Annotated in this window: 26 protein-coding genes and 1 tRNA gene; 19 read left to right on the top strand and 8 right to left on the bottom strand. The window is 67.5% G+C overall.

The window, feature by feature from the left end; genetic code table 11:
- Window positions 1-17: 17 nt before the first annotated feature.
- Complete coding sequence (locus tag KBZ14_RS00405) at window positions 18-275, top strand: DUF8658 family protein (RefSeq protein ID WP_255116306.1); 258 nt, start codon at window positions 18-20, stop codon at window positions 273-275.
- 23 nt (window positions 276-298) lie between these two features.
- Here KBZ14_RS00405 and KBZ14_RS00400 read toward each other — a convergent pair whose 3' ends face one another.
- The gene (locus KBZ14_RS00400; RefSeq protein ID WP_255116305.1) at window positions 299-967 is read right to left on the bottom strand and encodes a ribonuclease D; all 669 of its coding nucleotides are present in this window, start codon (window positions 965-967) and stop codon (window positions 299-301) included.
- A gap of 161 nt (window positions 968-1,128) precedes the next feature.
- Here KBZ14_RS00400 and KBZ14_RS00395 point away from each other — a divergent pair, with 161 nt between their 5' ends.
- The 3 genes from KBZ14_RS00395 to KBZ14_RS00385 are packed head-to-tail and all read left to right on the top strand — an operon-like array spanning window position 1,129 to window position 2,895.
- The gene (locus tag KBZ14_RS00395; protein ID WP_315856111.1) at window positions 1,129-1,608 is read left to right on the top strand and encodes a Pex protein; all 480 of its coding nucleotides are present in this window, start codon (window positions 1,129-1,131) and stop codon (window positions 1,606-1,608) included.
- On the top strand, window positions 1,526-2,080 hold the full coding sequence (locus KBZ14_RS00390) for a cofactor assembly of complex C subunit B (protein ID WP_255116304.1): 555 nt from the start codon (window positions 1,526-1,528) through the stop codon (window positions 2,078-2,080). The genes KBZ14_RS00395 and KBZ14_RS00390 overlap by 83 nt, the downstream gene beginning before the upstream one ends.
- Entirely contained in the window at window positions 2,080-2,895 is an 816-nt protein-coding gene (locus KBZ14_RS00385; RefSeq protein ID WP_315856110.1) for a dehydrogenase, read from the top strand. Before KBZ14_RS00390 ends, KBZ14_RS00385 begins: the two co-directional genes overlap by 1 nt.
- Here KBZ14_RS00385 and hemF read toward each other — a convergent pair.
- Window positions 2,822-3,865, bottom strand: a complete 1,044-nt coding sequence (gene hemF / locus KBZ14_RS00380) for an oxygen-dependent coproporphyrinogen oxidase (protein ID WP_255116577.1) — start codon at window positions 3,863-3,865, stop codon at window positions 2,822-2,824. The genes KBZ14_RS00385 and hemF overlap by 74 nt on opposite strands.
- Before the next feature lie 234 nt (window positions 3,866-4,099).
- On the opposite strand from hemF, the gene KBZ14_RS00375 reads away from it, so the two are divergent.
- From KBZ14_RS00375 to KBZ14_RS00340, 8 genes are all read left to right on the top strand, one after another.
- Window positions 4,100-5,236, top strand: coding sequence for an Mrp/NBP35 family ATP-binding protein (locus KBZ14_RS00375; protein ID WP_255116303.1), 1,137 nt, complete (start codon window positions 4,100-4,102; stop codon window positions 5,234-5,236).
- Window positions 5,233-6,516: a rod shape-determining protein RodA gene (gene rodA, locus KBZ14_RS00370; RefSeq protein ID WP_399210556.1), complete on the top strand. Its 1,284-nt coding sequence runs from the start codon at window positions 5,233-5,235 to the stop codon at window positions 6,514-6,516. The genes KBZ14_RS00375 and rodA overlap by 4 nt, the downstream gene beginning before the upstream one ends.
- A complete protein-coding gene (locus KBZ14_RS00365; protein ID WP_255116302.1) occupies window positions 6,516-7,895 on the top strand; it encodes a DUF8628 domain-containing protein in 1,380 nt (459 codons plus the stop codon). Before rodA ends, KBZ14_RS00365 begins: the two co-directional genes overlap by 1 nt.
- A gap of 120 nt (window positions 7,896-8,015) precedes the next feature.
- Entirely contained in the window at window positions 8,016-8,438 is a 423-nt protein-coding gene (gene psaD / locus KBZ14_RS00360) for a photosystem I reaction center subunit II PsaD (RefSeq protein ID WP_255116301.1), read from the top strand.
- Between the two features lie 95 nt (window positions 8,439-8,533).
- The gene (locus KBZ14_RS00355; RefSeq protein ID WP_255116300.1) at window positions 8,534-10,054 is read left to right on the top strand and encodes an anthranilate synthase component I family protein; all 1,521 of its coding nucleotides are present in this window, start codon (window positions 8,534-8,536) and stop codon (window positions 10,052-10,054) included.
- Window positions 10,051-11,208, top strand: a complete 1,158-nt coding sequence (gene gshA, locus KBZ14_RS00350; RefSeq protein WP_255116299.1) for a glutamate--cysteine ligase — start codon at window positions 10,051-10,053, stop codon at window positions 11,206-11,208. Before KBZ14_RS00355 ends, gshA begins: the two co-directional genes overlap by 4 nt.
- A 107-nt stretch (window positions 11,209-11,315) precedes the next feature.
- Entirely contained in the window at window positions 11,316-14,246 is a 2,931-nt protein-coding gene (gene ppc / locus KBZ14_RS00345; RefSeq protein ID WP_399219569.1) for a phosphoenolpyruvate carboxylase, read from the top strand.
- Between the two features lie 16 nt (window positions 14,247-14,262).
- Window positions 14,263-14,733: an N-acetyltransferase gene (locus tag KBZ14_RS00340; RefSeq protein WP_255116297.1), complete on the top strand. Its 471-nt coding sequence runs from the start codon at window positions 14,263-14,265 to the stop codon at window positions 14,731-14,733.
- A 62-nt stretch (window positions 14,734-14,795) separates the two neighbouring features.
- Here KBZ14_RS00340 and KBZ14_RS00335 read toward each other — a convergent pair.
- Window positions 14,796-14,869: transfer RNA gene (locus KBZ14_RS00335), tRNA-Arg, on the bottom strand.
- Between the two features lie 58 nt (window positions 14,870-14,927).
- Here KBZ14_RS00335 and recF point away from each other — a divergent pair.
- Together recF and speD are read left to right on the top strand one after the other, a co-directional pair.
- Complete coding sequence (recF, locus tag KBZ14_RS00330) at window positions 14,928-16,037, top strand: DNA replication/repair protein RecF (RefSeq protein WP_255116575.1); 1,110 nt, start codon at window positions 14,928-14,930, stop codon at window positions 16,035-16,037.
- Between the two features lie 26 nt (window positions 16,038-16,063).
- Window positions 16,064-16,543 carry an adenosylmethionine decarboxylase gene (gene speD, locus KBZ14_RS00325; protein ID WP_255116296.1) on the top strand — a complete coding sequence of 160 codons (480 nt, stop codon included), beginning with the start codon at window positions 16,064-16,066 and terminating at the stop codon, window positions 16,541-16,543.
- Window positions 16,544-16,599: 56 nt separating this feature from the next.
- On the opposite strand, the gene larE is transcribed toward speD, so the two are convergent.
- Complete coding sequence (larE, locus tag KBZ14_RS00320) at window positions 16,600-17,451, bottom strand: ATP-dependent sacrificial sulfur transferase LarE (RefSeq protein WP_255116295.1); 852 nt, start codon at window positions 17,449-17,451, stop codon at window positions 16,600-16,602.
- 75 nt (window positions 17,452-17,526) lie between these two features.
- On the opposite strand from larE, the gene KBZ14_RS00315 reads away from it, so the two are divergent.
- Window positions 17,527-18,729: a cob(I)yrinic acid a,c-diamide adenosyltransferase gene (locus KBZ14_RS00315; RefSeq protein WP_255116294.1), complete on the top strand. Its 1,203-nt coding sequence runs from the start codon at window positions 17,527-17,529 to the stop codon at window positions 18,727-18,729.
- A gap of 12 nt (window positions 18,730-18,741) precedes the next feature.
- Here KBZ14_RS00315 and moeB read toward each other — a convergent pair whose 3' ends face one another.
- Window positions 18,742-19,914 carry a molybdopterin-synthase adenylyltransferase MoeB gene (moeB, locus tag KBZ14_RS00310; protein WP_255116293.1) on the bottom strand — a complete coding sequence of 391 codons (1,173 nt, stop codon included), beginning with the start codon at window positions 19,912-19,914 and terminating at the stop codon, window positions 18,742-18,744.
- A 51-nt stretch (window positions 19,915-19,965) separates the two neighbouring features.
- Entirely contained in the window at window positions 19,966-20,433 is a 468-nt protein-coding gene (locus KBZ14_RS00305) for a M67 family metallopeptidase (RefSeq protein WP_255116292.1), read from the bottom strand.
- 43 nt (window positions 20,434-20,476) lie between these two features.
- On the opposite strand from KBZ14_RS00305, the gene KBZ14_RS00300 reads away from it, so the two are divergent.
- On the top strand, window positions 20,477-20,842 hold the full coding sequence (locus KBZ14_RS00300) for a CAAD domain-containing protein (protein ID WP_255116291.1): 366 nt from the start codon (window positions 20,477-20,479) through the stop codon (window positions 20,840-20,842).
- A 43-nt stretch (window positions 20,843-20,885) separates the two neighbouring features.
- Here the strand turns inward: KBZ14_RS00300 and KBZ14_RS00295 are convergent, their stop codons facing one another.
- On the bottom strand, window positions 20,886-21,770 hold the full coding sequence (locus tag KBZ14_RS00295) for a fructosamine kinase family protein (RefSeq protein ID WP_255116290.1): 885 nt from the start codon (window positions 21,768-21,770) through the stop codon (window positions 20,886-20,888).
- A 79-nt stretch (window positions 21,771-21,849) separates the two neighbouring features.
- On the opposite strand from KBZ14_RS00295, the gene crtD reads away from it, so the two are divergent.
- Complete coding sequence (gene crtD / locus KBZ14_RS00290; protein ID WP_255116289.1) at window positions 21,850-23,355, top strand: C-3',4' desaturase CrtD; 1,506 nt, start codon at window positions 21,850-21,852, stop codon at window positions 23,353-23,355.
- Here the strand turns inward: crtD and KBZ14_RS00285 are convergent.
- Complete coding sequence (locus KBZ14_RS00285; protein WP_255116288.1) at window positions 23,352-24,209, bottom strand: prephenate/arogenate dehydrogenase; 858 nt, start codon at window positions 24,207-24,209, stop codon at window positions 23,352-23,354. The genes crtD and KBZ14_RS00285 overlap by 4 nt on opposite strands.
- A 41-nt stretch (window positions 24,210-24,250) precedes the next feature.
- Here KBZ14_RS00285 and KBZ14_RS00280 point away from each other — a divergent pair, with 41 nt between their 5' ends.
- Window positions 24,251-25,684: a helicase gene (locus tag KBZ14_RS00280; RefSeq protein ID WP_255116287.1), complete on the top strand. Its 1,434-nt coding sequence runs from the start codon at window positions 24,251-24,253 to the stop codon at window positions 25,682-25,684.
- 54 nt (window positions 25,685-25,738) lie between these two features.
- On the top strand, window positions 25,739-26,008 hold the full coding sequence (locus KBZ14_RS00275; protein ID WP_255116286.1) for a DUF2839 domain-containing protein: 270 nt from the start codon (window positions 25,739-25,741) through the stop codon (window positions 26,006-26,008).
- Window positions 26,009-26,034 lie beyond the last annotated feature (26 nt).

Genomic DNA, 26,034 nt, shown 5'->3' with positions numbered 1-26,034 from the left:
ATGCCCGCACCCGTTCGATGCCCGCACCCCAGGACAAGCACTTCGTGACGGCCTGCGGGCGGCTCGCCAGCCAGCTGAGCATCAGCATCGCCTCGGCCCGCCGCAAGGTGGATCTGGTGGCCGCCAGGGAAGGGGTGCGGGACGCCGATGGCCGTTTGTTGATTGCCCAGAGGTTGTTGCTGGAATCCCAGGGGGTGAGTGCCGAGTCCCGCCAGTTGCTGGATGTGCTGTTGGAGGCCGTGGCCGAGGAGGCCAATTACATCGGCGACGACTGACCAGTTCCCAGCGCGGCTGGGGGTCAGCAGCGGTGCTCGAAGATCGCCCCGAAGCGGCCGCGATCGAGCTCGGCGATCACTGGGATGCAGGCAAAGCTGCGCCGAGCTAGCTCCATGCGCTCCTCGCGTTCCAGCATCTGCGTGAGCCGGTCGCGGGCGGCCAGGAGATAGCGCACGTCGTTGGCGGCATAGGCAAGCTGGCTGTCGCTGAGGTCTTCCACCCGGCCCCAGTCGCTGCTTTGGGCGCCCTTGTCGAGTTCCACCCCGCAGAGCTCCTGCACCAGTTCCTTGAGCCCATGCCGGTTGGTGTAGGTGCGAGCCAGCCGGCTGCCCACTTTGGTGCAGAACAGGGGCGCCACGGCGATGCCCAGGCCCTCCCCTAGGGCTGCCACGTCAAAGCGGGCGAAGTGGAACACCTTTTCGATCGTGGGGGCCTCCATCAGCTGCTGAAGCAGAGGGGCCTGCCGTTGGCCGCGCTGGATGCGGATGCAGCACACGTTGTCGTGATCGTCGCTGATCTGCACCAGGCAGAGCCTGTCGCGGCCGTGCACCAGGCCCATGGCTTCCGTGTCCACGGCCAGGCCGCTGGAGGCCCCCAGCAGGGCATGCCATTCGGCATTCAGATCGCCATCGAGAACGGCAAAGCGAGCGGGGCTGGAGCCGGCGGTCGGGGCGCTGTGGGGGCTGGTCATGGCTGGTGGGGTGAGGGCCGGAGGTCCTGGCCTGGAGACTGTGCTGCCATCGTCGCGGACGCCGAGGCCCCTCCGCCCAAAACCCAAGATCGTCTATCGCTTTTGAGATTTGACCCGAGACCTGGCTAGTTGGTGGATAGAGCGCGCCCCGATACGCCGTGATGCGATCCACCCCGAAGCCCGCCCGTGCCGGACTGGAGGTCATTCACGCCTTCTTCGCCCGCCCGGCCATTCAGCACCTGGGGCTGGAGCTGGCGGTGTGCTGGGTGCTGGAGTGCCTGTTGGAGGCCGACACCTATCCCACGGCTCTGATGCACGACCTCGCTGCAGCCCATCCCAAGTTGCGCCTTTCCGAGACCGTGTTGCAACAGGCGCTCACCTTTCTGGATCAGCTGGGAGCCATCAGCAGCTATGCCCAGCGCTGCCCAAGCCGGGGCCGGCCTCGGCGGATGCTCCACTTGCTGGAGGGCAGCCGCGAGCAGGCCCTAGACCTCATGGTGCCGTGGCATCACTGGTTGGAGGAGAATGAGCTCCAACTTTGTGTTGAGACTGGGTCCCATGCCAACAGCTCTGGGCTCCACGCTCCTGCTCACGGTGCTGCTGGCTGTCGGCCTGGTGTTCTTCCTTCGGGCTGCCAGTAAGGACCGCACCACCGTGGTGGAGGTGCGGTCCTCCAAGCCCCCGCTGGAGGTGTTGCCCGGCATTGCCGACTGGTTGCAGCAACGCGGCTGGACAGCCGAGGACGCCAACCCTGAGCGGCGTCTACTGCGCTTTCGCGGTCAGGTGGAGGCGAGCCCGGTGCTGGCGGTGTTGCTCTCGCTTTTGGGAGGCGTGGGTGCCGGTTGTCTGGGCCTAGTGATCCGCCAGCTGTTGCCCCCGTTGGGCTGGTGGCCCCTGCTGTTGGTGGGCCTGGGTCCGCTGGCGGGGGTGATCTATCGCCGTCGTGCTGCCCGGGCTGAAACCGTTGAACTCCGGCTGATCAGCCACGACACCGCCACCGGCAGCGCCCTGCGCTTGCGCGCCCACCGGGATGAACTGATTGCCCTTGAGCTGGAGATGGGACCCAAGCTGGGTCTGTTCAGCGACGGCAATCTGCTCAGCTCGCCGATCTGATGGGCCGACGCCTTGCCCTGTTGCTGGCCCTCGGGCTGCTGGCTCCGGCCGCGGCCCAACCCCTGGTGACAGCCAGCGCCAGGGGGAGCGAGAGCCTCACCGGTCCCCGCAGCGCGCTGCAGAAGAACTGGATCGGTCTGCGGCCGTTGCCTGCAGCCACCGAGATCCTGGTGATGGCGGGCCATGCCGATTCCCAGGGGATTGCGGGTGCTGGCACCGCCGGAGCTGCGGTGGCGCTGGCGGGCTTGGCCCCCATGCAGCCCGGCATCACCGACGAGCTTTACTGGAATCTGGCGGTGGCCCAGGCGGTCGTGGCCCGCGGCCAGTTGCTGGGCCTCAACATCCGCTACTACGAACCGCCCCTGCGCACGATCCACCACCAGGACGATCCGCGCACCAACTGGAGTGTGGGCAAGCGCCATGTTCGCAGTGGGGGCTACGCCCTGGAGATTCACTTCGATGCCTACGGCTCGAGTGGCATCGGCTCCGGCGTGATCCCGGCCCTGCAGGGCCCCTTCACGCGGGTGGATGAAAGCCTGGCCGCCGCCTTCGGCGCCTATCCGATGGGGTTCCGGGGCGGCCTGGGTGGGCCGCGCCGGGGGATCACTCTGCTTGAGATCGGCAAGCTCGAAGGGGCCTTGGAGTCCACCCTGCGGGATCCCAGCCGCCGGCTGGCGGCCATCGCCTTCATCGCCGATCGCGTTGCTGTGGCACTGGCGGGCGGCCTAGATCAGCCGCTGGTTAGCCCACTGCCCCGTGGGGTTGGCAGCGTGCCGCCAGAGAGGGGTCGCCCAGCCAGTTCTGGGGGCGGGTAAACAGATCGGTGAGCAGTGCCTCACGGCTGCCGGCTTCGGCCTGATACCCGTACTCCCAGCGCACTAGGGGCGGCAGCGACATCAGGATCGACTCGGTGCGGCCATTGGTCTGCAGGCCGAAGATCGTGCCCCGGTCGAACACCAGGTTGAACTCCACGTAGCGGCCGCGGCGGTAGAGCTGGAAGTCGCGCTCGCGGGTGCCGAAGGGGGTGAACTGCCGCTTCTCGGCTATGGGCAGATAGCTCGGGAGAAAGGCGTTGCCGCAGGCGGAGGCCAGCTGGAACAGCTGGTCCCAGCTCTGGCTCACGGCACCGGCGGCCTGGCTGGCCGCCGCCGCGGGGCCGTTCGGATCTTGGCCCTTGTACAGCACGCCGCGGGGATCTTGGTAGTCGTAGAAGATGCCGCCCACCCCGCGGGTTTCCTGGCGGTGCTTGAGGAAGAAATACTCGTCGCACCAGGGCTTGAACACTGGGTAATAGGCCGGGTTCACGCTGTCGCAGGCGCCCTTGAGGGTGCGGTGGAAGTGCTGGGCGTCCTCCAGGAACGGGTAGTAGGGGGTGAGGTCGGCGCCGCCACCGAACCACCACACCGGACCCGCCTCGAAGTAGCGGTAGTTGAGGTGAATGGTGGGGATATAGGGGTTGCGGGGATGCAGCACCATCGATGTGCCGGTGGCAAACCAGCGGTGCCCCTTGGCCTCCGGCCGCTGGCTGAGGATCGAAGGGGGCAATTCCGAGCCCTCCACCTCCGAGAAGTTCACACCGCCCTGCTCGAACACGCGGCCCTGCTTCATGACCCGGGAGCGGCCGCCACCGCCTTCCGGACGCACCCAGCTCTCTTCCGCGAAGCTGCCCACGCCATCGAATTGCTCGAGGCCGGCGCAGATGGAGTCCTGCAGGCCCATCAGCAGGGCCTTGGCCCGGGCCCTGGAATCGGCGGGAGGGGCCTCCAGGACCGGCGCGGCGGGCATGGCGTCGGCGCTGGCTGGGCGAAGCCCGGTCACCTTGTTCTTCGCGCGGGACAGCAGGCCCTTCAACATCAACGCCACACCCCAGGGGGTGCCAGATCACGGCCTCACCTTTTCAGCCTGCGGCCCCAGCGCACAAGCTCTCGAGAGTGTTTGTCATCACGATCATGGAATGTCTGAACCTGAAAGCGCCAGAACGGGGCCCCTAGGATCCAGTCCCTCGCTCAGTTCTGCCGGATGGCCAGCGCCGATCCAGCTCTCGCCCAGGCCCTTGCCGCGCTTGAGACCCTCCAGGATGCCGGCAGTGGTCGCAGCCTGTTGGCCTTGGAGTGGATCCAGCAGGTGCGCCTGCAGGACAGCCGCGTGGTGTTCCGTCTGGCGCTGCCGGGCTTTGCTAACAGCCAGCGGGAGCGGATCGCGGCGGAAGCCCGCACGGCGTTGCTGCAACTCAGCGGGATCGACGACGTTCAGATCGAATTGGCACAGCCCGCTGAAGCGGCGGCGGCCCATGCCCATGCCCATGCCCATGCCCATAGCCATGGGGGCGCCCCCATCGGAGCCGCTGGCCACGGTGGTGGTGGTCCCGAGCGCCAGCCCGTTCCTGGGGTGAAGCAGGTGATTGCCGTGAGCAGTGGGAAGGGCGGCGTTGGCAAGAGCACCGTGGCGGTGAACCTGGCCTGCGCCCTGGCGGCCAGTGGCCTCAAGGTGGGCCTGTTGGATGCCGATATCTACGGCCCCAATGCCCCCACGATGCTCGGGGTGGCCGATCGCACCCCCGAGGTGCGGGGCAGCGGTAATGAGCAGATCCTCACCCCGATCGAGAGTTGTGGCATCGCCATGGTGTCGATGGGGTTGCTGATCGCCGAGAACCAGCCCGTGATCTGGCGTGGACCGATGCTCAACGGCATCATTCGCCAGTTCCTCTACCAAGTGGACTGGGGCGAGCGGGATGTACTTGTGGTGGATCTTCCCCCCGGCACTGGAGATGCCCAGCTGAGCCTGGCCCAGGCCGTGCCCATGGCCGGTGTGATTGTGGTGACGACCCCGCAGACCGTGTCGCTGCAGGATGCGCGCCGGGGGCTGGCCATGTTCCTGCAGATGGGCGTGCCGGTGCTGGGGGTGGTGGAGAACATGACGGCGTTCATTCCGCCCGATGCGCCCGACAAGCGCTATGAGCTGTTCGGCTCCGGTGGTGGGGCCCTGCTGGCTGAGGAGGCCGGAGTGCCGCTTCTGGCCCAGTTACCCATGGAACTGGCGGTGGTTCAGGGCGGTGATGCGGGGAGGCCGGCGGTGCTCAGCGCCCCGGCTTCCCTCACGGCCGAGGCCTTCCGCCGTTTGGCCGAACGGGTGCTCGGCGGCGTGCCGGTGGCATGACGGTGCTCGGCCTTTGGGGCAGGCGCGCCGGCATGTTCGGCAGTGGCAAGTTGCGTCGCCGCCACTGGGTGGATGGCGTGGACAAGCTGCTCTGGTGGATCCCCCTCGCGATGATCTTCATCGCCGGAATCCTGATCGCCAGCACTCAGCGCCAGGCCGATTACGCCGATTGGTATCAGCACTGGGTCACTGCCGCCGTGGGCATGGCCATCGCCCTGCTGCTGGCGCGGGTGCCCTTGGAGCGGATCAGCAGCTGGCAGTGGCCCATCTATGGCGCCATGGTGACCAGCCTGATTGCCGTGCGGATCGTGGGCGTCAGCGCCCTTGGCGCCCAGAGCTGGATCAACATCGCCGGCTTCCACGTGCAGCCCTCTGAGTTCGCCAAAGTGGCGGCGATCCTGTTGCTCGCCAGGGTGCTGTCCCGCCATCCGGTGGAGCGCCCCGTGGATCTGCTGCGGCCTGTGGCGATGATCAGCGTCCCCTGGCTGTTGGTGTTCGTTCAGCCAGATCTCGGCAGCTCGCTGGTGTTCGGTGCCGTGCTGCTCGTGATGATGTTTTGGTCGGGCATGCCCGGAGCCTGGGTGATGCTGTTCATGGCGCCGCTGTTCACGGCGATCCTGGCCGGTGCCTTCCCCTGGCTGCTGTTGGCCTGGATTCCGGCCATGGGCTGGTTGGCCTGGACATCCCTGCCCTGGAAGCGTGTGGGGCTCGCTGTGGTCTTAGCCGTGCAGGCCGCCTTTGCCATGGCGACCCCCTGGCTGTGGAACAACTTTCTGCAGCCCCACCAGCGCGCCCGGCTCACCCTGTTTCTCGATCCATCCCAAGATCCCCTGGGCGGGGGATATCACCTTCTGCAAAGCACGGTGGGGATTGGCTCCGGAGGTCTCCTGGGCACCGGTTTGATGCACGGCCACCTCACCCTGCTGCGCTTCATCCCCGAGCAGCACACCGATTTCATCTTCAGTGCCCTGGGCGAGGAAACCGGGTTCATCGGCTCGATGGTGGTGGTGCTCGGGTTTGTGGTGTGGATCTGGCGGCTGCTGCAGATCGCCGGTAAGGCCCGCACGGATTACGAGTCGCTCGTGGTGGTGGGGATCGGGGCGATGGTGATGTTTCAGGTGGTGGTGAACATCAACATGACGATCGGCCTGGGGCCGATCACCGGAATTCCCTTGCCCTGGCTCAGTTATGGCCGCTCGGCCATGCTCGTGAACTTCATCGCCCTCGGCCTGTGCGCCTCGGTGGCCCGCCGCGGCGTCTCCGCCCAGGGCAGCCGCTGATGGCGGCCTCAGTCAGCGACAGCCTGGATTCCCTGCGGCAGCTGTTGGCCGCGGGTGTCCCCGCCGGCCGCAGTGATGAGGACAGCATTCGCCGCCAGTGGTGGGCGGCTCTGGCCACCCTTCAGGAGGATTTCCTCCTGCCCTTGCAGCCCCTGCAGGGGGTGTGGCTGGCCTCGCCCCTGCCTGCTCTCTATGAACCAGCCCTGCTCGCCCAGTTGCAGGGCTGGGTGTGGGCTCCGGAGGAGCTGGGGGATCTCTTCACCCAGGCGGCTCCGCTGTTGCCCAGTTCCCGGGCCGCCAGTGCGCCGCCGCCTCGGGAGGCCCTCGGCGGTTTCAGTCGGCTGCCCTTGGAGGAGGGCGATGGCAGTGATCCCCTCTTGTTGGTGATCACCCCCCAGCTGCAGGTGGCCATGACCCTGGCGGGTCCGCCCCAGGCACGGCAGCTGGCGGTGCGTTTCGACCCGTCCACCCTGTCGGCGGCTCTGAACCTCCTGGCTGGGCGCCTGCAGCGCTCGGCTCCGCACCAGGGCAGGCAGTTGCGCGAGGCGTTGCAGGGCCTGGGCCCGCTGCAGAGCGATGGGCAACTGGCGGAGGCCTTCTGGCCGCGGCTGGCGGAACGGCTCGCTTCCATGGCTCCAAGCGTGACGCTGCAGCCCCTGGTGCACCGCAGTGATGGCCAGGAGGCGAAGCCTGGCCCCAGCAGTGAACTGGCCCTGCTCGAGGCCCTCACCCATGAGGTGCGCACTCCCCTGGCCACCATTCGCACCCTGATTCGCTCCCTGCTGCGCCGGGCCGATCTCTCCGAGCTGGTGCGTCAGCGGCTGCAGCAGATCGATGGTGAATGCAGTGAGCAGATCGATCGCTTCGGCCTGATCTTCCACGCCGCTGAACTGCAGCGCCAACCCGGCCCGGAGCCGGCCCAGCGGTTGGCCCGCACCGACCTGGCCCAGCTGCTGCGGCAGCTGGAGCCCCTCTGCCGGCACCAGCTGGAACGCCGGGGTCTGCTGCTGGAGCTGGTGATGGCGGCGGATCTACCGCCGGTGCTCAGTGATCCCAGTCGCCTCGAGACCATGCTCGGCGGATTGATCGATCGGTTCAGCCGTGGTCTGCCGGCCGGCTCGTGCGTGGTGCTCAGCCTCCAGCCGGCCGGGTCGCGGCTCAAGCTGCGGCTCAGTGGGGCCGGAGATCCCGCGTTTGGATCCGAGCCGCAGGCCGGGGAGCGCCGCTCCGTGGGGCCCGTGCTCAGTTGGAATCCCGGCACCGGCAGCCTGCAGCTCAGTCGCCAGGCCACCCAGCGGCTGTTTCACAGCCTTGGTGGGCGGCTCACCGAGCGCTCGGGCAACGATCTCACCGTGTTCTTTCCCGTGGCTTCCGGCTAGGCGTTTGTTGACGGGTGTGAAGAGAGGGCCAGACCCGTCTGTCTGCCCCAAAACACGGTGCTAGCTTCCGAGCGAAACGGTCTGCCGATTCCCTTCTCAGGACCCTTCTCTGAAAAAGCCATGGCATTGAGCGGTCAACTCCCGAAGTACATCGGCAGCACGGGCGGTCTGCTCAACGCCGCTGAAACCGAAGAGAAGTACGCCATCACTTGGACCAGCTCCAAGGTTCAGGCCTTCGAGCTCCCCACCGGTGGCGCCGCCCACATGAACGAGGGCGAGAACATCATGTACTTCGCCCGCAAGGAGCAGTGCCTGGCCCTGGGCACCCAGCTCCGCACCAAGTTCAAGCCCCGGATCGAGGACTACAAGATCTATCGGATCTTCCCCGGTGGTGACACCGAGTTCCTGCATCCCAAGGACGGCGTGTTCCCTGAGAAAGTGAACGAAGGTCGGGTGATGGTGGGGCACAATGCCCGTCGCATCGGCCAGAACGGCAACCCCTCCAGTATCAAGTTCACTGGCAAGAACACCTTCGATTCCTGATCGAATCCGGGTTGCGCCCATCAAGGCCGCAGCCCAGCCAACCTCTATAAAGGCGGGGCCAGGCGCCCCGTTTTTTTTGCCTGCCCGTTGCCGTGATGCCTTCCCCCGATCGCGCCACCTTTCTGGACCAGGCCGCGGCGGGCAGCACCTTCATCCCCCTGGTGCGCTGCTGGCCGGCTGATCTGGAAACTCCCCTCACCACATGGTTGAAGGTGGGGGCCTCCAGCGACCACGGCGTGCTGCTGGAGTCGGTGGAGGGTGGTGAGCGCATTGGCCGCTGGAGCTTTGTGGTGAGTGATCCCCTGTGGACCCTCACGGTGCGCGCGGATCGGGCTGAGCAGCGCTGGCGGGATGGTCGCTGCGACAACCATCAGGGCAACCCGTTCGACCTGCTCCGCCAGGCCCTGGCGCCCTACAGCGCTCCGCCGGTGCCAGGGCTTCCGCCGGTGGGCCAGCTGTTTGGCTTCTGGGGATATGAATTGATCCGCTGGATTGAACCCAGCGTGCCGGTGCACCCCACGGCGCCCGATGGGCCGCCCGATGGCTGCTGGATGTTGGCCGACAGCCTGCTGGTGTTCGACCAGGTGAAGCGCCAGATCACCGCGGTGGCCTATGCCGACCTCACGGCCGCCGCGGATCCGGCCGCGGCCTACGACGCTGCCGTGGCCCGCCTGGATGCCCTGGAGGGCCAGATGCATCAGCCTTTGCCCCCCGGCGTGACTCCGCTCGACTGGCATGACAGCCCTGGCCTGGAGCTCGAGACCCGCAGCAATCGCAGCCGCGACGACTTCGAAGCGGCGGTGCTCACAGCCAAAGAGCACATCGCTGCCGGTGACGTGTTCCAGCTGGTGATCAGCCAGCGCCTGGAAACCCAGATTCAGCGCGAGCCCTTTGAGCTCTATCGCAGCCTGCGGATGGTGAACCCCTCGCCGTACATGGCTTTCTTTAACTTCGGCGGCTGGCACCTGATTGGCTCCAGCCCTGAGGTGATGGTGAAGGCCGAACCCCTGGCCGATGGTAGTGGCCGGGTGAAGGCCTCCCTGCGGCCCATCGCCGGTACCCGGCCCCGTGGCGCCGATCCGGCGGAGGACAGGGCCCTGGAGGCCGATCTGTTGGCGGATCCCAAGGAGCGCGCCGAGCACGTGATGCTGGTGGATCTGGGCCGCAACGACCTCGGCCGTGTCTGTGAGCCTGGCACCGTGGGCGTGAGCGAGCTGATGGTGATCGAGCGCTACTCCCACGTCATGCACATCGTGAGCGAAGTGGAGGGGTTGCTGGATCATCGGCACGATGTCTGGGATCTGCTGATGGCCTCCTTCCCGGCAGGCACCGTGAGTGGCGCCCCCAAGATTCGGGCCATGCAGCTGATCAACCAGCTCGAGCCCGATGCGCGGGGCCCCTATTCCGGCGTTTATGGCGCCATGGATCTGGGGGGCGCCTTGAACACCGCCATCACCATTCGCACCATGGTGGTGCTGCCCAGTGCCGATGGCAGCTGGCGGGTCCAGGTGCAGGCTGGTGCCGGCCTCGTGGCCGATTCGGTGCCAGCCTCGGAGTACCAGGAAACCCTCAACAAGGCGCGCGGCATGCTCAAGGCTCTGGCCTGCCTGCAATGACAGGGACTCTTCTGCTCAAGGGCTTTGAGGTGGAGCTGTTCACCGGTAAGCCCGACGGGACGGTGGTGGGTTGCTCGGCTGAAGCGGCGGCGGCCCTCGAGGGCTTTGTGACCGAGCCCGATTGCCGCAATCTCGAGTACACCACCCCCCCGGATGCCAGCTACCCGGCCCAGCTTGAGCTGCTATTGGAGCCCCGCCGGCGGCTGCGGCCGTGGCTGGCTCAGCGGGGGCTCACCCTGCTGCCCGGCAGCACCCTGAGCACGGGCGACAGCACCCGCTTCGAGCGCTCCAACCCCGACAACCCCTATCACGCCTACATCGAGGCCAGCTATGGCACCCGGGTGGTGACGGCCAGTGTGCATATCAATCTGGGCCTCACCGATATGGATGCCCTGTTTGCGGCCTGCCGCTTGGTGCGCTGTGAGGCGGCCCTGTTGCTGGCCCTCAGTGCCTGTTCCCCCTTTGTGGATGGCCGCGTGAGCGGCGCCCATTCCCAGCGCTGGTTGCAGTTCCCGATCACGCCCGAGCAGGTGCCCCTGTTCACCAGCCATCCGCACTACATCCGCTGGGTGGAGCAGCAGCTGGCCCTCGGCACGATGCAGAACGTGCGCCATCTCTGGACCTCCGTGCGCCCCAATGGTGAGGACCGACCCCACGATCTCAATCGCCTCGAGATCCGCATCTGTGATCTCATCGCCGATCCGGAGCTGTTGCTGGCGGTCACGGCCTTCGCGGAACTCCGCATTCATCAGCTGCTGCATGACCCCGCCAGTCACGATCCGCTACGGGCCAGTGCCCTGGATGCTGAGCAGCTGGCTGAGCTGGCCGACGCCAACGACCGCAGTGCCGCTCGCAGCAGCCTGGAGGCCCACCTGCACCACTGGCGGACAGGGGAGCCGGTGATCGCCCGCGACTGGATCGCCGCGGAGCTGGAAGCCATGGCCCCCCTGGCGGCAGAGCTGGGCCTGCAGGGCGTCCTAGTGCCTGTGCAGCAGGTGCTTAGCCAGGGGAATCAGGCCATGCAGTGGTTGGCCGCCCACGCTGACGATGCCTCGGTTGCCGCGTTGGTGGCCGATGGCGCGGCGGCGATGGCCGCGCTGGAGGTCAGGCTGAATGCAGGCCTTGCGACAGATCGAGCCGACACTTTGGGATGATCATGGATCGCCCGCTTGCCGTGCCCACCTCCATGGGGCCAACCCTCGCTGCCACTGGCTCTGATCTCGCAACCGGCCTTGTGGCAGGTGCCGCTGAGCCGAGGGTGATGCGCCTGCTGGGTGAACGTCTCGAGCTGGTGGAAGACCTCTGGCAGACCGTGCTGCGCAGTGAGTGCCCCCCCCAGCAGGCCGAGCGCCTGCTGCGCATGAAGGAGCTCAGCAATGGTATTGAAGGCGGCGCTCCCGATCAGGCCTCGGAGGCAGCCACCGCTGCGATCGTGCAGTTGATCCGCGACATGGACCTGGCGGAAGCCATCGCCGCGGCCCGGGCCTTTTCCCTCTATTTCCAGCTGGTCAACATCCTCGAGCAGCACATCGAGGAAGACAGCTATCTCGCCAGCCTCCAGGCCCAGCACCCCGAATCGGTCAGCGATCCCTTCATCCCGCCGCTGGCCACCCAGACCGAGCCGGCCACCTTCCGGGAGCTCTTTGCCCGGCTGCGGGGCCTGGGGGTGCCGCCCGCCCAGATCGAGCATCTGCTGCAGGAGTTGGACATTCGCCTGGTGTTCACGGCTCACCCCACCGAGATCGTGCGGCACACCGTGCGCCACAAGCAGCGTCGGGTGGCGGCCCTGATCCAGAAACTGCAGCAGAACCAGCCCCTCAACGTGGATGATCGCCACAGCCTGCGCCAGCAGCTGGAGGAGGAGATCCGGCTCTGGTGGCGTACCGATGAACTGCACCAGTTCAAGCCCTCCGTGCTGGACGAAGTGGATTACGCCCTCCACTACTTCCAGCAAGTGTTGTTTGGGGCCATGCCACAGCTGCGCCAGCGCATCCGCACGGCCTTGGCGGCCAACTACCCCGATGTGGTGCCCCCCAGTGATGCCTTCTGCACCTTTGGCTCCTGGGTGGGCTCAGACCGCGACGGAAACCCGTCGGTGACCCCTGAGATCACCTGGCGCACGGCCTGTTACCAGCGCCAGCTGATGCTGGATCGCTACATCGCGGCCGTGGCTGATCTGCGCGATCAGCTCAGTATCTCGATGCAGTGGAGCCAGGTGAGCGCTCCCTTGCTCGAGTCGCTCGAGATGGACAGGCTGCGCTTTCCGGAGATCTATGAGGAGCGCGCTGCCCGTTATCGGCTGGAGCCCTATCGCCTCAAGATCAGCTACGTGCTGGAGCGCCTCAAGCTCACCCAGCAGCGCAACCAGCAGCTTGCCGCCGCCGGTTGGGAAGCCCCGGGCGATGCCAAGCCGGCGCTGCCGGACTTTGGCCAGGGCTCCCTGGCCCCGGCCCCGGCTCCGGAACTCCACTACGCCTCCGTCACTGAGTTCCGCTGCGACCTGGAACTGATCCAGGACAGCCTGCAGGGCACGGGTCTGAGCTGTGAACCGCTGCAGGGCCTGATCGCCCAGGTGCACACCTTTGCGTTCTGCCTCGCCAGCCTGGATATTCGCCAGGAGAGCACCCGCCATAGTGATGCCCTCGATGAGCTGAGCCGCTATCTGCAGCTGTCCCAGCCCTACTCCGAGATGGATGAGGAGCAGAAGGTGCAGTGGTTGCTCACCGAGCTCAAGACCCGGAGGCCCCTGATTCCCCCTGCAGTGCAGTGGACGCCCGCCACGGCTGAAACCTTCGACGTGCTGCGCATGCTGCATCGCCTGCAGCAGGAGTTCGGAGGCCGCATCTGTCGCACCTATGTGATCTCCATGAGTCACACGGTGTCGGATCTGCTGGAGGTGCTCCTGCTGGCCAAGGAGGCCGGACTGGTGGATCCCATGGCCCAGCGTTCCGACCTACTGGTCGTGCCGTTATTTGAAACGGTGGAAGACCTCAAGGCCGCCCCAGCGGTGATGGAGCGGCTGTTCCAGGAGCCCTTTTACCGCCAGTTGCTGGTGAGCAGCAGCCCCACCAGCCGGCCCCTGCAGGAGCTGATGCTCGGGTACTCCGACAGCAACAAGGATTCCGGCTTCCTCTCCAGTAACTGGGAGATTCACCAGGCTCAGATCGCCCTGCAGCAGCTCGCCACCCGCCACGACGTTGCCCTGCGCATCTTCCACGGCCGTGGCGGTTCCGTGGGGCGTGGCGGTGGGCCTGCCTACCAGGCGATCTTGGCCCAGCCCAGCGGCACCCTCAGCGGTCGCATCAAGATCACGGAGCAGGGTGAGGTGCTGGCGTCCAAATATTCCCTGCCGGAGTTGGCGCTCTATAACCTGGAAACGGTTACCACGGCGGTGCTGCAGAACAGCCTGGTCACCAGCCATGTGGACGACACCCCCAGCTGGAACGAGCTGATGGTGCGGTTGGCGGCCCGCTCCCGCAGCCACTACCGGGCCCTGGTGCACGAGAACCCCGATCTGGTGGCCTTCTTCCAGCAGGTCACCCCGATTGAGGAGATCAGCAAGTTGCAGATCTCCAGCCGCCCGGCCAGGCGCAAGAGTGGCGCCAAGGATCTCTCCAGCCTGCGGGCGATTCCCTGGGTCTTCGGCTGGACCCAGAGCCGCTTCCTGTTGCCCAGCTGGTTCGGAGTGGGAGCCGCCCTGCAGGAAGAGGTGGACGCCGACCCCGGCCAACTGGAGCTGTTCCAGCGCTTGTACCAGCGCTGGCCCTTCTTCCGCATGCTCATCTCCAAGGTGGAGATGACCCTCTCCAAAGTGGATCTGGACCTGGCCCACCATTACGTGCAGTCGTTGGGACGGGCTGAATCGCGCGAGGCCTTTGAGCAGATCTTCGAGGTGATCGCCAAGGAGTTTGTGCTCACCCGTGATCTGGTGCTGGCGATCACCGGCCACCAGCGCTTGCTGGATGGTGATCCAGCCCTGCAACTCTCCGTGGAGTTGCGCAATCGCACAATCATTCCCCTGGGCTTCCTGCAGGTGGCTCTGCTGCGGCGCCTGCGGGATCAGAACCGCCAGCCCCCCATGAGTGAGGCCGCCGCCAGCGATGACGGGCGCACCTACAGCCGCAGTGAACTGTTGCGTGGTGCCCTGCTCACCATCAATGGCATTGCAGCCGGCATGCGGAACACGGGTTGAGGAGTTTTCTGGGCCCGTGCTGGATTCGCTCTTGATTCCCTTTCGCAGTCAGCCCCAGCCGCCGGTGTTGCCGGAGGGCTACAGCCTTGAGGCCGGGGCGCCCCCCGCAGCGGCGGAGCTCAATGGTCTGCTCGTGGCCTGCGGTGATCCCTCCCGCGGCTTTGAGCGGTTGGAGAAGGCTCTGGCCCGCAGTGCCTGGCAGCTCACCATGCGCAACAGCGCCGGTGCGTTGGTGGGATTTGTGCGGGCCACCAGTGATCTGGCCCTCAATGCCAACCTCTGGGACCTCAGCGTGCACCCCAGCGAAACCGAGCATGCGCAGCAACTGCTGCTCGTGCTGGTGCATGGTGCCCTCGGGCGTCTGCGGCGGGAGTTGCCCGGGTGCAGCATTTCGGTGGCCGCACCACCGGTGGCTCTGGAGGCCCTGCGGCGCCATGGCTTTGTTGTGGATCCCGGCGGCATCCGTGCCATGGGCCTGCGTCTCTAGTCCAGTGGGCTGGGCCTAGAGATCGGGAGGGTTGGCCTGCACCTTGCAGGACCTGAAGCTAACGAGCATGGAGGGACTCGAACCCCCGACATTCAGAACCGGAATCTGACGCTCTATCCAACTGAGCTACATGCCCGTGCAGGGATCGGATCCCTTCACGGGACTTACCTTACCCGTCAGACGGCCCCAGACCCATTCGGCTGCATCGCCTGGAGCTGCTGCACTTCCGCAACTATGGCCGGCTCAGCCTGAGCCTCGACGCGCCGCGGCTGTTGGTGATCGGCAGCAATGGCGAGGGCAAGTCGAACCTGTTGGAGGCCGTGGAGTTGCTGGGCAGCCTGCGCTCCCATCGCTGCAGCGCTGATCGGGATCTGATCCAGCAGGGGGAGCGCCAGGCCCTGATCGCTGCCGAGTGTGCGGATGGCGATCGGCTGGAGCTGGAGTTGCGTCGCCAGGGCGGTCGCCAGGCACGCCGCAACGGCAAGCTGCTAGAGCGACAGCACGAGTTGATTGGTCCGCTGCGCTGTGTGGGCTTCAGCGCCCTGGATCTCGAGCTGGTGCGGGGTGAGCCGGCCCTGCGGCGTCAGTGGCTGGATCGGGTGGTGCTGCAGCTGGAGCCCGTGTACGCCGAACTGCTCAGCCGTTACGGCCGCTTGCTGCGCCAGCGGGCCCAGCTGCTGCGGCGGGGCCTGGGCCAGGGGCATCTGGGGGATTTGCTGGAGGTCTTTGATCAGCAGATGGCCCTGGTGGGTACCCGTCTGCATCGCCGCCGCTTGCGGGCCCTCACGCGGCTGCAGCCCCTGGCGGCGACTTGGCAGGAACGGCTCAGTGGTGGCCGTGAGCAGCTGCACCTGCGCTACCAGCCTGGCAGCCTGCTGGAGGGGGAGGAGGCCGAAGGCCCCTGGCGAGAGGCTCTGCTGGAGCAGCTGCGGACCCAGCGCGACACGGAGCTGCGTCTGGGCCAGTGCACCGTGGGGCCCCACCGGGATGAAATTGCCCTGGAGATCGGCGAACAGCCGGCCCGGCGCTATGGCTCGGCGGGGCAGCAGCGCACCCTTGTGCTGGCGCTCAAGCTGGCGGAACTGAACCTGGTGCACCAGCTCTGGGGGGAACCGCCGCTGCTTCTGCTCGACGATGTGCTGGCCGAGTTGGACCCCACTCGCCAGCAGCTGTTGCTGGAGGCCGTGGGGGATGGGCACCAATGCCTCGTGAGCGCCACCCACCTGGGGGCCTTCAGCGGCGGCTGGCACGAATGTTCGCAGATGGTCACTGTGACAGCCGGTTCCATCAGCTCAGCCAGCTAGTGTTGTGGGCTGTTTGCCTGGATCTGATGACCCAAGCGGCCTGCCTCCACCCGAACCCGGGATGGACCGGAGCTGAGAGCACCTTCTCCAATAGCCCCCAAACACCCAGTGCCACCGAGATGGTGGGCAAACACTGCATTCTCGAGCTCTACAACTGCGATCCCGCCAAGCTCGACGACGAGGCTTTCCTCAGGAACGCCATCACCACCGCTGCAAAGCGTGCTGGCGCCACTCTCCTGAATCTGATCACCCACCGGTTTGACCCCCAGGGTGTGACGGGGCTGGCTCTATTGGCCGAATCCCATATCTCCATCCACACGTGGCCCGAGTCGGGTTACGCCGCTGTGGATGTGTTCACCTGTGGTGATCACACCATGCCGGAGCGCGCCTGCATTGTGCTGAGCGAAGAGCTCAATGCCGGCAACTACAAGCTCAAGAGCTTCCGGCGCGAAACCCCTGGTTCCGTGGCCGGTGCCGAACGGGAGCCGGTGTTGGCGGCGGCCTGAGCCGCTTTCTGCCGGTCTTGAGCCCCTCCGATCGGAGGGGCTTTTTTGTGCGCGGTTCAGGGAGCCAGGTCGCGGTTGAGTTTGCCGCTCACCAGTCCCTCCAGGTCGAGGCTCACGGCTGAAAAGCCCAGCTCGCGGAAGGTCTGCACCAGCTCCAGTCGCTCCACGCGCTGCAGCAGGGCCTCCACCTGATGGCTGGGCAGTTCGATGCGGGCCGTTTCCCCCTGGCTGCGCACGCGCAGCTCCTGGAACCCCTGCTGCCGCAACCAGGCCTCGGCGCCGGCGACCCGGTGCAGGCGCTGGGCATTGATGCTGTCGCCGTAGGGGAAGCGGGAGGCCAGGCAGGGCTGAGCGGGTTTGTCCCACCAGGGGAAGCCCAGGCTGCGGGAGATGGCCCGCACGCCTGCCTTGTCGATGCCCAGCTCCGCCAGCGGCGAGCCCACCCCGCGTTCGCGGGCGGCCTGGATGCCCGGCCGGTGGTCGCCTAGGTCGTCGCGGTTCACGCCGTCCACCACCTGGGTGGGCGGGGCTCCAGGGGCAAGGGTTTCCCGCGCCACCAGGGCCAGTAGCCCGTGCAGTTCGCGCTTGCAGGCGTAGCAGCGATCGTTGGGGTTGCTGCTGTAGGCGGGATCCTTCAACTCGGCCGTGGGAATCTCCCGGTGGCGGATGCCCATCCAGTCGGCCTGCAGGCGGGCTTCATCCAGCAGATGGGGGGCCAGGGCCGGCGAGACGCCGGTCACCGCCAGGGCGCGATCCCCCAGCTGCTCCGCGGCGATGGCCGCCACGAGGGCGCTGTCCACGCCGCCGGAGTAGGCCACCAGCACAGCGGGATAGCCAGCCATGTGGGCGCGGAGCCTGGCCAGGGCGTTCTCCAGCTCTGGCGGCAGGGCTTCAACGGCGCGATGCACGGGCCTCACCGGGCTGAAAGAGGGCACAGCACGGCCTGCGACCCTCGTTAGGATCCAACGGTAAGTGGCCCGGCTATGGCCCCGCAGGCAACCACCGCCAGTCGCAGCGGCACCGGCCGTGGCATCGGCATCCGTACCGCTGCGGATAGCAGTGAGCGGGCCCTCGGCCAGTTGCACGTCTACGACGGGGATGGCAAGGGCAAGAGCCAGGCGGCCCTGGGCGTGGTGCTGCGCACGATTGGCCTGGGCATCTGCGAGCAGAAGCGCACCCGGGTGCTGCTGCTGCGCTTCCTCAAGGGGCCCGGCCGCTCCTATGACGAGGACTCCGCCATCGAAGCCCTGCAGCAGGGTTTCCCGCACCTGATCGACCAGGTGCGCACAGGGCGTGGGGAGTTCTTCACGGCGGACGAGGCCACCCGCTTCGATCAACAGGAGGCACAGCGCGGCTGGGATATCGCCAAGGGCGCCATCGCCAGCGAGCTCTATTCGGTGGTGGTGCTCGATGAGCTCAACCCCGTGCTCGATCTGGGCCTGCTGGAGGCTGAGGAGGTGGTGCGCACCCTGGCGGCTAAGCCGCCGGGTATGGAGGTGATCGTGACTGGCCGCGGGGCTCCCCGCCAGTTGGTGCAGATCGCCGACCTGCATTCAGAGATGCGAGCCCACCGCCGCGATGACCGCCGCACCGCGGGCTTCGATCCCGACCTCGAGGCCGACCAGGCGCAAGGGCTGGAGGGGATCGAGATCTATACAGGGGAAGGCAAGGGCAAGAGCACCAGCGCCCTTGGCAAGGCCCTACAGGCCATCGGCCGCGGCATCAGCCAGGACAAGAGCCATCGGGTGCTGATCCTGCAATGGCTCAAGGGGGGCAGTGGTTACACCGAAGACGCCGCCATCGCCGCCCTGCGGGAGAGCTACCCCCACCTTGTGGATCACCTGCGTTCCGGGCGCGATGCGATCGTGTGGCGCGGTCAGCAGCAACCCATCGACTACGTGGAGGCGGAGCGCGCCTGGGAGATTGCCCGCGCTGCCATCTCCAGTGGGCTCTACAAGACCGTGATCCTCGATGAGCTCAATCCCACGGTGGATCTTGAGCTGCTGCCGGTGGAGCCGATCGTGCAGACCCTGCTGCGTAAACCGTCGGAAACCGAGGTGATCATCACCGGCCGCTGCAAGCACCAGCCGGCTTACTTCGACCTGGCCAGCGTGCACTCGGAGATGGTGTGCCACAAGCACTACGCCGAGCGCGGCGTGGATCTCAAGCGCGGGGTGGATTACTGAGGGCCGCAGCCCTCAGTACCGCGGCACGCTCGGATCCACCTCCTGGCTCCAGGCGTCGATGCCCCCGGCCACGTTGATGCCCTCGATTCCGGCCCGCTTGAGGGCGATCAAGGCCTTGGCGCTGCGGCCGCCCAGCTTGCAGTGGGCGTAGAGAGTTTTGCCCGACGCCAGCTGCTGGATGCGTTCCACGGCCGTGCCGTTCTCGATCTGGTCGAGGGGGATCAACACGGCGCCGGGGATCACGGCGATGTCCGCCTCGGGGGGGTTGCGCACGTCGATCAACACCAGGTCACTGGTGTCGCCATCCAGCAAGGTTTTGAGTTCGCTCACGCTGATGCTCTCCACGGCTCCGGCCTCCTCCTGGCCAGGGGCGGTGCCGCCCACGCCGCAGAACTCCTGGTAGTCGATCAGCTTGTCGATCACCGGCCGCTCGGGGTTGGGCCGCAGTTTCAGCTCCCGGAACTTCATGCCCAAGGCATCGAACAACAGCAGCCGGCCGCTGAGGGTGGTGCCGATGCCGGTGATGATCTTCACCGCCTCGGTGGCCTGGATCACGCCGATGATTCCGGGCAGTACGCCCACCACGCCCCCTTCGGCGCAGGAGGGCACCATGCCCGGTGGTGGCGGTTCGGGGAACAGGTCGCGGTAGTTGGGGCTTTCGGCATCCAGGTTGAACACCGTGGCCTGGCCCTCGAAGCGGAAGATCGAGCCGTACACGTTGGGCTTGCCCAGCAGCACGCAGGCGTCGTTCACCAGATAGCGGGTGGGGAAGTTGTCCGTGCCGTCGCAGACGATGTCGTATGGGCGGATGATCTCCAGGGCGTTCTCGCTGGTGAGGGCTGTCTCGTAGAGATCCACCTGGCAGTGGGGGTTGATCTCCAGGATGCGAGCCTTGGCCGATTCGATCTTCGGTTTGCCCACCCAGCTGGTGCCATGGATCACCTGGCGCTGCAGGTTGGAGTGATCCACCACATCGAAATCCACGATCCCCAGGCGGCCCACGCCGGCGGCGGCCAGGTAGAGCAGCAGGGGCGAGCCGAGGCCGCCGGTGCCTACACACAGCACGGAGGCCGCCTTGAGGCGCTTCTGTCCCTCCATGCCCACCTCGGGCAGGATCAGGTGGCGGGCAAAGCGGGCCACCTCATCGGGGCTCAGCTGAATACCACTGGTATCGAGGGGAAGCATGGGCCTCTGGGCGCTTTCCAGCTCCCTACTCTCCCAAATGCCCGGTCGGGTTCAGGCGTCCGCGCACACAACCAGTTGCAGCCGCCTGGCCTGGGGCTCTTCTCCCCCCTCCGCCGCAGCGATCCACCAGGCCCCAAAGGCCTGATCACCGTGGGCAAGTCCGCTGCGGATCAGCATCAGCGTGGGCCCCACGCAGAGCTGCAGATCGGTGGCCGAGGGCCTGGCGGCACTGCTGGGGTGGCTATGGGCCGCACCGATCACCTGGAGCTGCCGCTGGCGCGCCCATTTCTGGGCCAGCAGTTGCTCGCGTGGATCCAGGGCGAAGCGATGGCTCCGCTCGCTGGCCGGCTCCCAGCGGTTCAGACATGGCCACACCTGCGTGAGCTGCAGGTGGGCTGGAGCCTGGTGCCCCAGTAGCAGCGCGCAACCTTCTAGTGGGTGCGCCGCCTGAAACACCTGCTCCAGAACGATCAGGCAATGCCGATCAATGCGCAGGAGCTCTGGCCATGGGGCAGTCACCCGGATACCTTATGACCGCTGAACAATCAAGACCCCTGCCTCCATGACTGACGAGACCACCGATCTGAAGGAGCAGGTGAGCACCTCGACTGAGGAGGCCGGCGCCAGCTTCAGTGAGCGTTACAGCGACATCCTCGGAAAGGTGAACGAGACCCTCGACAAGGTCGACTGGAACCAGATGGGCCGCATCGGCAAAGGTGTTGGCGTGTTTGTGGCCGTGATCGTTGCCCAGGTGCTGATCAAGGGCGTGCTGGACACCATCAATCTGTTGCCCGTGGTGCCCGGCCTGCTGGAGCTGTTGGGCCTGGTGGTGGTGGGCCAGTGGAGCTGGCAGAACCTCACCACCAGCGACAAGCGCAATGCCGTGGTGAGCAAGGTGCAGACCCTGCGCAAGGAATACCTCGGCTGAGAGCCGGGCGCCTGCTCGGCCTGATCCGCCGGCTGCCCTCGCCTCAGGCGCTAGGTGGCCGGCGGATCAGCGTTTGGATGCACTGCTGCGCCTGATGCCAGTAGCCGCCGCCGAACAGGTTGGCGTGGTTGAGCAGGTGATACAGGTTGTAGAGGGTCACCCGCTCCCCGTGGCCTGGCTCCAGGGGCCATTCCGCCTGGTAACCGGCGAAGAAGGCCTCGGGATAGCCGCCGAACAGCCGGGCCATGGCCAGGTCCACCTCCCGATCGCCGCGATACACCGCCGGATCAAAGATGGCGCCGGTGTGTCCATGGGCCGTGAGCAGGGCGGCATTGCCGCTCCACAGGTCGCCGTGCACCAACATGGGCTGCACTTGGTGATTCTCCAGCCATGCCGGGACCCGCTCCAGCAGGGTGTCGGCGCCGGCCAGCCGGTGGCCTGAGCGCTCGGCCTGGGCCAGCTGAACCCCCAGGCGCTGCTCCGTGAAGAAGGTCCCCCAGCTTTCGCGCCAGTCATTGCGCTGGGGGCCGGCGCCAATGAAGTTGTCCGCCGTCCAGCCATAGGGCGCCGCAGGGTTGCCCGGTGCCGCAGACAAGCTGTTGCGGTGCAGCCGGGCTAGGCCCCTGCCGAGGCCAAGCCAGTCGGCTTCGCTGCAGGTGTGGGCGCCACGGGCCAGCGGGAGCCACTCCATCAGCAGGCAGGCCTGCCCATCCACGGGGCCCCAGTGCAGGGGGCGGGGGATGGTGAGTTCCCCACAGGCCGCGGCGGCCAGGGCACGCAGGCCGTCGGCCTCCGCCTCCAACACCGGCAGCAGGTCGGCGCGGTTGGTCTTGGCGAACAGCAGACCACCATCCACCAGCTGCAGCTGCCAGACGTTGTGGATGCAGCCCCCGCCCACGGGGGTGAGCTGCAGCACCGGCTGACCCACGAGGGCCTCAACCTAGGCGCTGAGCAGGGGCAGCCTCATCGCGTCACGGCAGCCGTGGTGGCACTGCCAGCATGCCGCCATGACCAGTCGCTGTGATGTGGCGGTGGTGGGGGCTGGCATTGCCGGACTCACCTCCGCAGCCCTCCTGGCCGCGGAGGGGCTGGATGTGGTGCTGCTGGAGGCCCACAGCCAGAGCGGCGGTTGTGCCGGCACCTTCCGGCGGGGCGCCTACACCTTTGACGTGGGGGCCACCCAGGTGGCGGGGTTTGAACCGGGGGGCATCCACCAGCGGCTGTTCCGCCATTTCGGGGTGCCGTTGCCACAGGCCGCACCCCTGGATCCGGGTTGCAGTGTGTGGCTGGCTGGCGAAACCACGCCCATCCGGCTCTGGCGAGACCCCGAGCGCTGGCAGGCCGAGCGCCTGCGCCAGTTCCCAGGTAGTGCTCGGTTCTGGGAGCTGTGTGCGGCCCTGCATCGCAGTAATTGGGCCTTTGCGGCCCGGGATCCTGTGCTGCCCCCCCGCACTGGCTGGGATCTGGCCCAGCTGCTGGGGGCCCTGAGACCCGGAACCCTGGCCAGCGGCCTGTTCATGACGGCCACGATCGCCGATCTGTTGCGGCTGAGTGGCGGCGGTGGGGATGGGCGCTTGCGGCGCTTCCTCGATCTGCAGCTCAAGCTCTATTCCCAGGAGCCCGCCGATCGCACCGCAGCTCTGTATGGCGCCACGGTGTTGGCCATGGCCCAGGCGCCGCTGGGCCTCTGGCACCTCCAGGGCTCGATGCAGCAGTTGAGCCAGGCCCTGGAGCTGGCCCTGGCCCAGGCCGGCGGCCAGCTGCGCTTGCGGCACCGGTTGGAGCGGCTGCAGTCCAACCCTCTGGGGGGCTGGAGCCTGGAGGGCGCCGGCCCGGCTCGGCGCCCCTTCCGGTTGCAGGCTGATGAGGTGGTGTGCACCCTGCCGCCCCAGGCTCTGCAGGGCTTGCTGGGTGCCGCCTTGCCCCGCGCCTACAGCCGCCGGATCGAGGCTTGCGGTGATCCATCCGGTGCCCTGGTGCTCTACGGCGCCGTGCCCCGGCAGCTGTTGCCCCCCGATCTGGGGCTGCATGCTCAGTTGGAGTGGCGGGATCCCGGCAACCTGTTCGTGTCGATCAGCGCCGAAGCCGATGGCCGGGCCCCGGCGGGGCAGGCCAGCCTGATCGCCAGCGTGTTCACCCCAGCCCGGCCCTGGTTCGGTCTGGAGGAAGCGGTCTATCAGCGGCGCAAACAGAAGGCCCTGGCTGGCATCCATGCCGGCCTCGAGGCGCTGCTGGGCCTGAGGCCTGAGCAGTTTCTGCACGCCGAGTTGGCTACCCCCCGGGGCTGGGCGGGCTGGACCGGCAGGCCGTTCGGCTTTGTCGGCGGACTGGGTCAGCACCCCAGCCGCTTTGGCCCCTTCGGCCTGGCCAGCCGCACGCCCGTGCCGGGGCTCTGGCTTTGCGGTGATGCCATCTATCCGGGAGAGGGCACCGCCGGGGTGAGCCTCTCGGCGTTGACGGCCTGCCGGCAGTTGCTGGCGCGGCGGGGGCATGCCCTGGAGATTGGGGCTTAGAGAAACTCTGGCCGCAGGGCCTGAGTGGCGGCGAGGGCCTGCTCCAGCTGCGGCCACTGTTCGCTCTGCACCAGGGCTTCCAGGCCATCCAGTTGCTGGCGGTAATGCCGCAGGGCCTGCAGCACGGCCTCGCGGTTGCAGCGGGCCATCAGGGTGCCCAGCTCCGGGTTGCCGCCACCGATGCGGCTGGTATCGGCAAAGCCGCTGGAGGCCAGGTGCCGCACTAGGGCACTGGCCCCAGCCGCCGCCCCACCCAGGGCGGCGGCCTCCACCAGGGCGGCACTCACCAGCACGGGCATATGGGAGATCAGGGCCACGGCCTGGTCGTGGGCGCTGGCCCCACAGGTGAGCCACTGGGCCCCTACGGCCTCGGCCAACTGCTGCACCGCCGAGAGGGCTGCGGGGTCGGTGCTGGCCTCCGGGGTGGCCACCCAGGGCCTCCCTTCAAACAGGCCGGGGAGGCCGGCCTCCACTCCAGCCTCAGCGGTGCCGGCCATGGGATGGCTGGCCACAAAGCGGGCTCGCTGGCGCCAGCGCTCCAGCACAGGAGCCTTCACGGAACCCACATCGGTCACCACCGCCTCCGCGGGCAGTGCCACCAGCAACGCCTCCGGGGGCTGGAGCAGTCGGTCCAGAGGCAGGGCCAGCACGATCAGGCCGCAGTCCTCGAGCACGGCGGGATCGGTGCTCACCACGGTGGCCAGCCCCCGCTCCCGGGCCCGTTCGGCGGTGGCGGGCCGGTGCACCAGGGCCTGCACCCTTGCTCCTCGCGCCATCAGATCCAGGCCCAGGGAGCCGCCGATCAGGCCGAGGCCCACGATCCCCACGGGACGCTCGCGCCACAGGCTGGTCATGGCTGAACAGTTCGCTGGAGCCAGCTTCCTACGATTTGCCGATGTTGGAAGCCCAGGCCCACCAACAGCTCAAGGCACTCCTCCGGCTGGAGGGGGAACCCCGCTGGCCGCATCACCTCACCTTGAGTCGGCTGGTGGCCCGCAGCTTGCGTCGCGCTGACCAGACCCTGGTGCGTCTGGATCCGGGCAGTGATCCCAGTTGGTTGCTGGGCCTGCTGGTGCCCCTGGCCTTGAACGAGCAGCCCGTGGCCTTGGTGGTGAGTGCGGGGTTGCGGCAGCGGTTGCTGCAGGTGGAACTGCCGCGTCTGCAGGCTGTTGGGCTGCAGTTGCCCTGTTGGGAAGGGCCCTTGGCGCCACCCTCAGCGCGGCTGTGGCTGCTGGACCACCAGGGCTTGGTGCGGGCCTGGCGCGAGGGGTTGCTGGAGCAGCGTCAGCTGGTGGTTCCGGAGGCGGAGCTGCTCGAGCCCTTGCTACGCACGGCTCTGGGGGTGGTGATCGACACGGAGCACTGGGAGCAGTTGCGCCGCAGCCTGCCCGGCGCTGCGTCCAGCCTGTTGCAGCTGCATGAGCGCCTCAGCCGCCGGCTGTTGGCACGTCCCTGTGGGCCGCTGCAGCAGGCGCCCATCACCCCGGAGGAGGAGGCGCCGCTGCGGCAGTTGCTGGCGGCGCTCGCCCCCCTGCCGGATCCCTGGCCCCGCTGGCTGGCCGCCGCCGGCGACGGCTGGACCAGTTGGGCCTGCATCAACCCCACCCTGTTGCAATGGCAGTGGCACCGGCAGCCGCTGGACCCCCTGGGGGTGATGGCCGGGCTGCTCCACCAGCGCGGGGCCGTGTTGGTGGGCCAGCTCCCGGAGACGGCCGGCCGCGGCATGGGTTTTGTGCCCCAGGTGGAGCTGAGCCTGGCGGATCCGCCCCTGCAGGATCCCCTGCCGCTCTATGCTCCGCCGGCCCAGCCCCTGCCCAACGCCCCCCACTACGGCGAGCACCTGCTGGCGCAATGCCGGCGCCTGGTGTTGGGCCAGGCCGGCCTCACGGTGGTGCTGCTCGACGACGATGGCCTGCGGCGTCAGCTGGTCAGTGGACTGGCCGCTGAGTTCGGCAGCCGCGTGGGTCACGAGCTCACGGCGCCGGAGAGCAATGGGGTGATCTGCTGCGGCTGGCGCTGGTGGCTCGACCACCAGCACCGCTTGCCGCTCCCCTGCCAACTGGTGGCGGCCACCCTGCCGATCGCCAGCCTCGAGGATCCGCTCACGGCCGCACGGGTCGCGGCCCTGCGGCTTCAGGGCCGCGACTGGTTCCGGGAGTTGCTCCTTCCGGAAGCTCTCGGGAGGCTCCAGCGGGCGGTGGCCGGCCTACGCCGCAACGGAGGGAGGCTTGCCGTGCTCGATGGCCGCATCAAGCGCCGGGGCTGGGGCCGCCAGGTGCTGGAGTCCCTGGAACCCTGGGTGGCTTTGCAACGGCTGTTGCCCAGCTGATGACTTGGTGGGATCGGGCCTTTAGCCTGACGCCCACCAGTTGAGAGAGGGTGCGTGGGAGAAGCCAAGCGCCGTGCAGAACAGGGTTTGCCGGCCCGGCCCAAGCCCGCGAAGTCCTCGGCGGCGAAGGGTGCTTCTTCCAGGCCAAAAGACACATCCCCCCGCATTGCGCCATGGCTGCCCCTCACGCAGCAGCAGGGTGAACAGTTCGTTCAGGTCACCACCCGGGGGGCCTGGATTGGCATCGCCGCCCTGGTGCTGTTTTGGGTCACGGTGCGGTTTTTGGGGCCTGCACTGGGCTGGTGGACCCTCGCCGACGGCTGATCCCCTGGGTGGGCGAAACCGCACAC

The organism is Synechococcus sp. HJ21-Hayes (assembly GCF_024345835.1).
Lineage (GTDB): Bacteria > Cyanobacteriota > Cyanobacteriia > PCC-6307 > Cyanobiaceae > Vulcanococcus.
This window is presented reverse-complemented; position numbering and strand designations above follow the sequence as displayed.

Bases quoted from the DNA above. Each gene is read 5' to 3' on its own strand.
- KBZ14_RS00400 (WP_255116305.1), bottom strand. From the start codon at position 967: ATGACCAGCCCCCACAGCGCCCCGACCGCCGGCTCCAGCCCCGCTCGC.
- psaD (WP_255116301.1), top strand. From the start codon at position 8,016: ATGGCATTGAGCGGTCAACTCCCGAAGTACATCGGCAGCACGGGCGGT.
- KBZ14_RS00395 (WP_315856111.1), top strand. From the start codon at position 1,129: ATGCGATCCACCCCGAAGCCCGCCCGTGCCGGACTGGAGGTCATTCAC.
- hemF (WP_255116577.1), bottom strand. From the start codon at position 3,865: ATGCCCGCCGCGCCGGTCCTGGAGGCCCCTCCCGCCGATTCCAGGGCC.
- speD (WP_255116296.1), top strand. From the start codon at position 16,064: ATGACCCAAGCGGCCTGCCTCCACCCGAACCCGGGATGGACCGGAGCT.
- KBZ14_RS00315 (WP_255116294.1), top strand. From the start codon at position 17,527: ATGGCCCCGCAGGCAACCACCGCCAGTCGCAGCGGCACCGGCCGTGGC.
- KBZ14_RS00285 (WP_255116288.1), bottom strand. From the start codon at position 24,209: ATGACCAGCCTGTGGCGCGAGCGTCCCGTGGGGATCGTGGGCCTCGGC.
- KBZ14_RS00375 (WP_255116303.1), top strand. From the start codon at position 4,100: ATGGCCAGCGCCGATCCAGCTCTCGCCCAGGCCCTTGCCGCGCTTGAG.
- KBZ14_RS00355 (WP_255116300.1), top strand. From the start codon at position 8,534: ATGCCTTCCCCCGATCGCGCCACCTTTCTGGACCAGGCCGCGGCGGGC.
- ppc (WP_399219569.1), top strand. From the start codon at position 11,316: ATGCGCCTGCTGGGTGAACGTCTCGAGCTGGTGGAAGACCTCTGGCAG.
- KBZ14_RS00405 (WP_255116306.1), top strand. From the start codon at position 18: ATGCCCGCACCCCAGGACAAGCACTTCGTGACGGCCTGCGGGCGGCTC.
- KBZ14_RS00365 (WP_255116302.1), top strand. From the start codon at position 6,516: ATGGCGGCCTCAGTCAGCGACAGCCTGGATTCCCTGCGGCAGCTGTTG.
- KBZ14_RS00280 (WP_255116287.1), top strand. From the start codon at position 24,251: ATGTTGGAAGCCCAGGCCCACCAACAGCTCAAGGCACTCCTCCGGCTG.
- moeB (WP_255116293.1), bottom strand. From the start codon at position 19,914: ATGCTTCCCCTCGATACCAGTGGTATTCAGCTGAGCCCCGATGAGGTG.
- KBZ14_RS00300 (WP_255116291.1), top strand. From the start codon at position 20,477: ATGACTGACGAGACCACCGATCTGAAGGAGCAGGTGAGCACCTCGACT.
- KBZ14_RS00390 (WP_255116304.1), top strand. From the start codon at position 1,526: ATGCCAACAGCTCTGGGCTCCACGCTCCTGCTCACGGTGCTGCTGGCT.
- rodA (WP_399210556.1), top strand. From the start codon at position 5,233: ATGACGGTGCTCGGCCTTTGGGGCAGGCGCGCCGGCATGTTCGGCAGT.
- crtD (WP_255116289.1), top strand. From the start codon at position 21,850: ATGACCAGTCGCTGTGATGTGGCGGTGGTGGGGGCTGGCATTGCCGGA.
- gshA (WP_255116299.1), top strand. From the start codon at position 10,051: ATGACAGGGACTCTTCTGCTCAAGGGCTTTGAGGTGGAGCTGTTCACC.
- KBZ14_RS00385 (WP_315856110.1), top strand. From the start codon at position 2,080: ATGGGCCGACGCCTTGCCCTGTTGCTGGCCCTCGGGCTGCTGGCTCCG.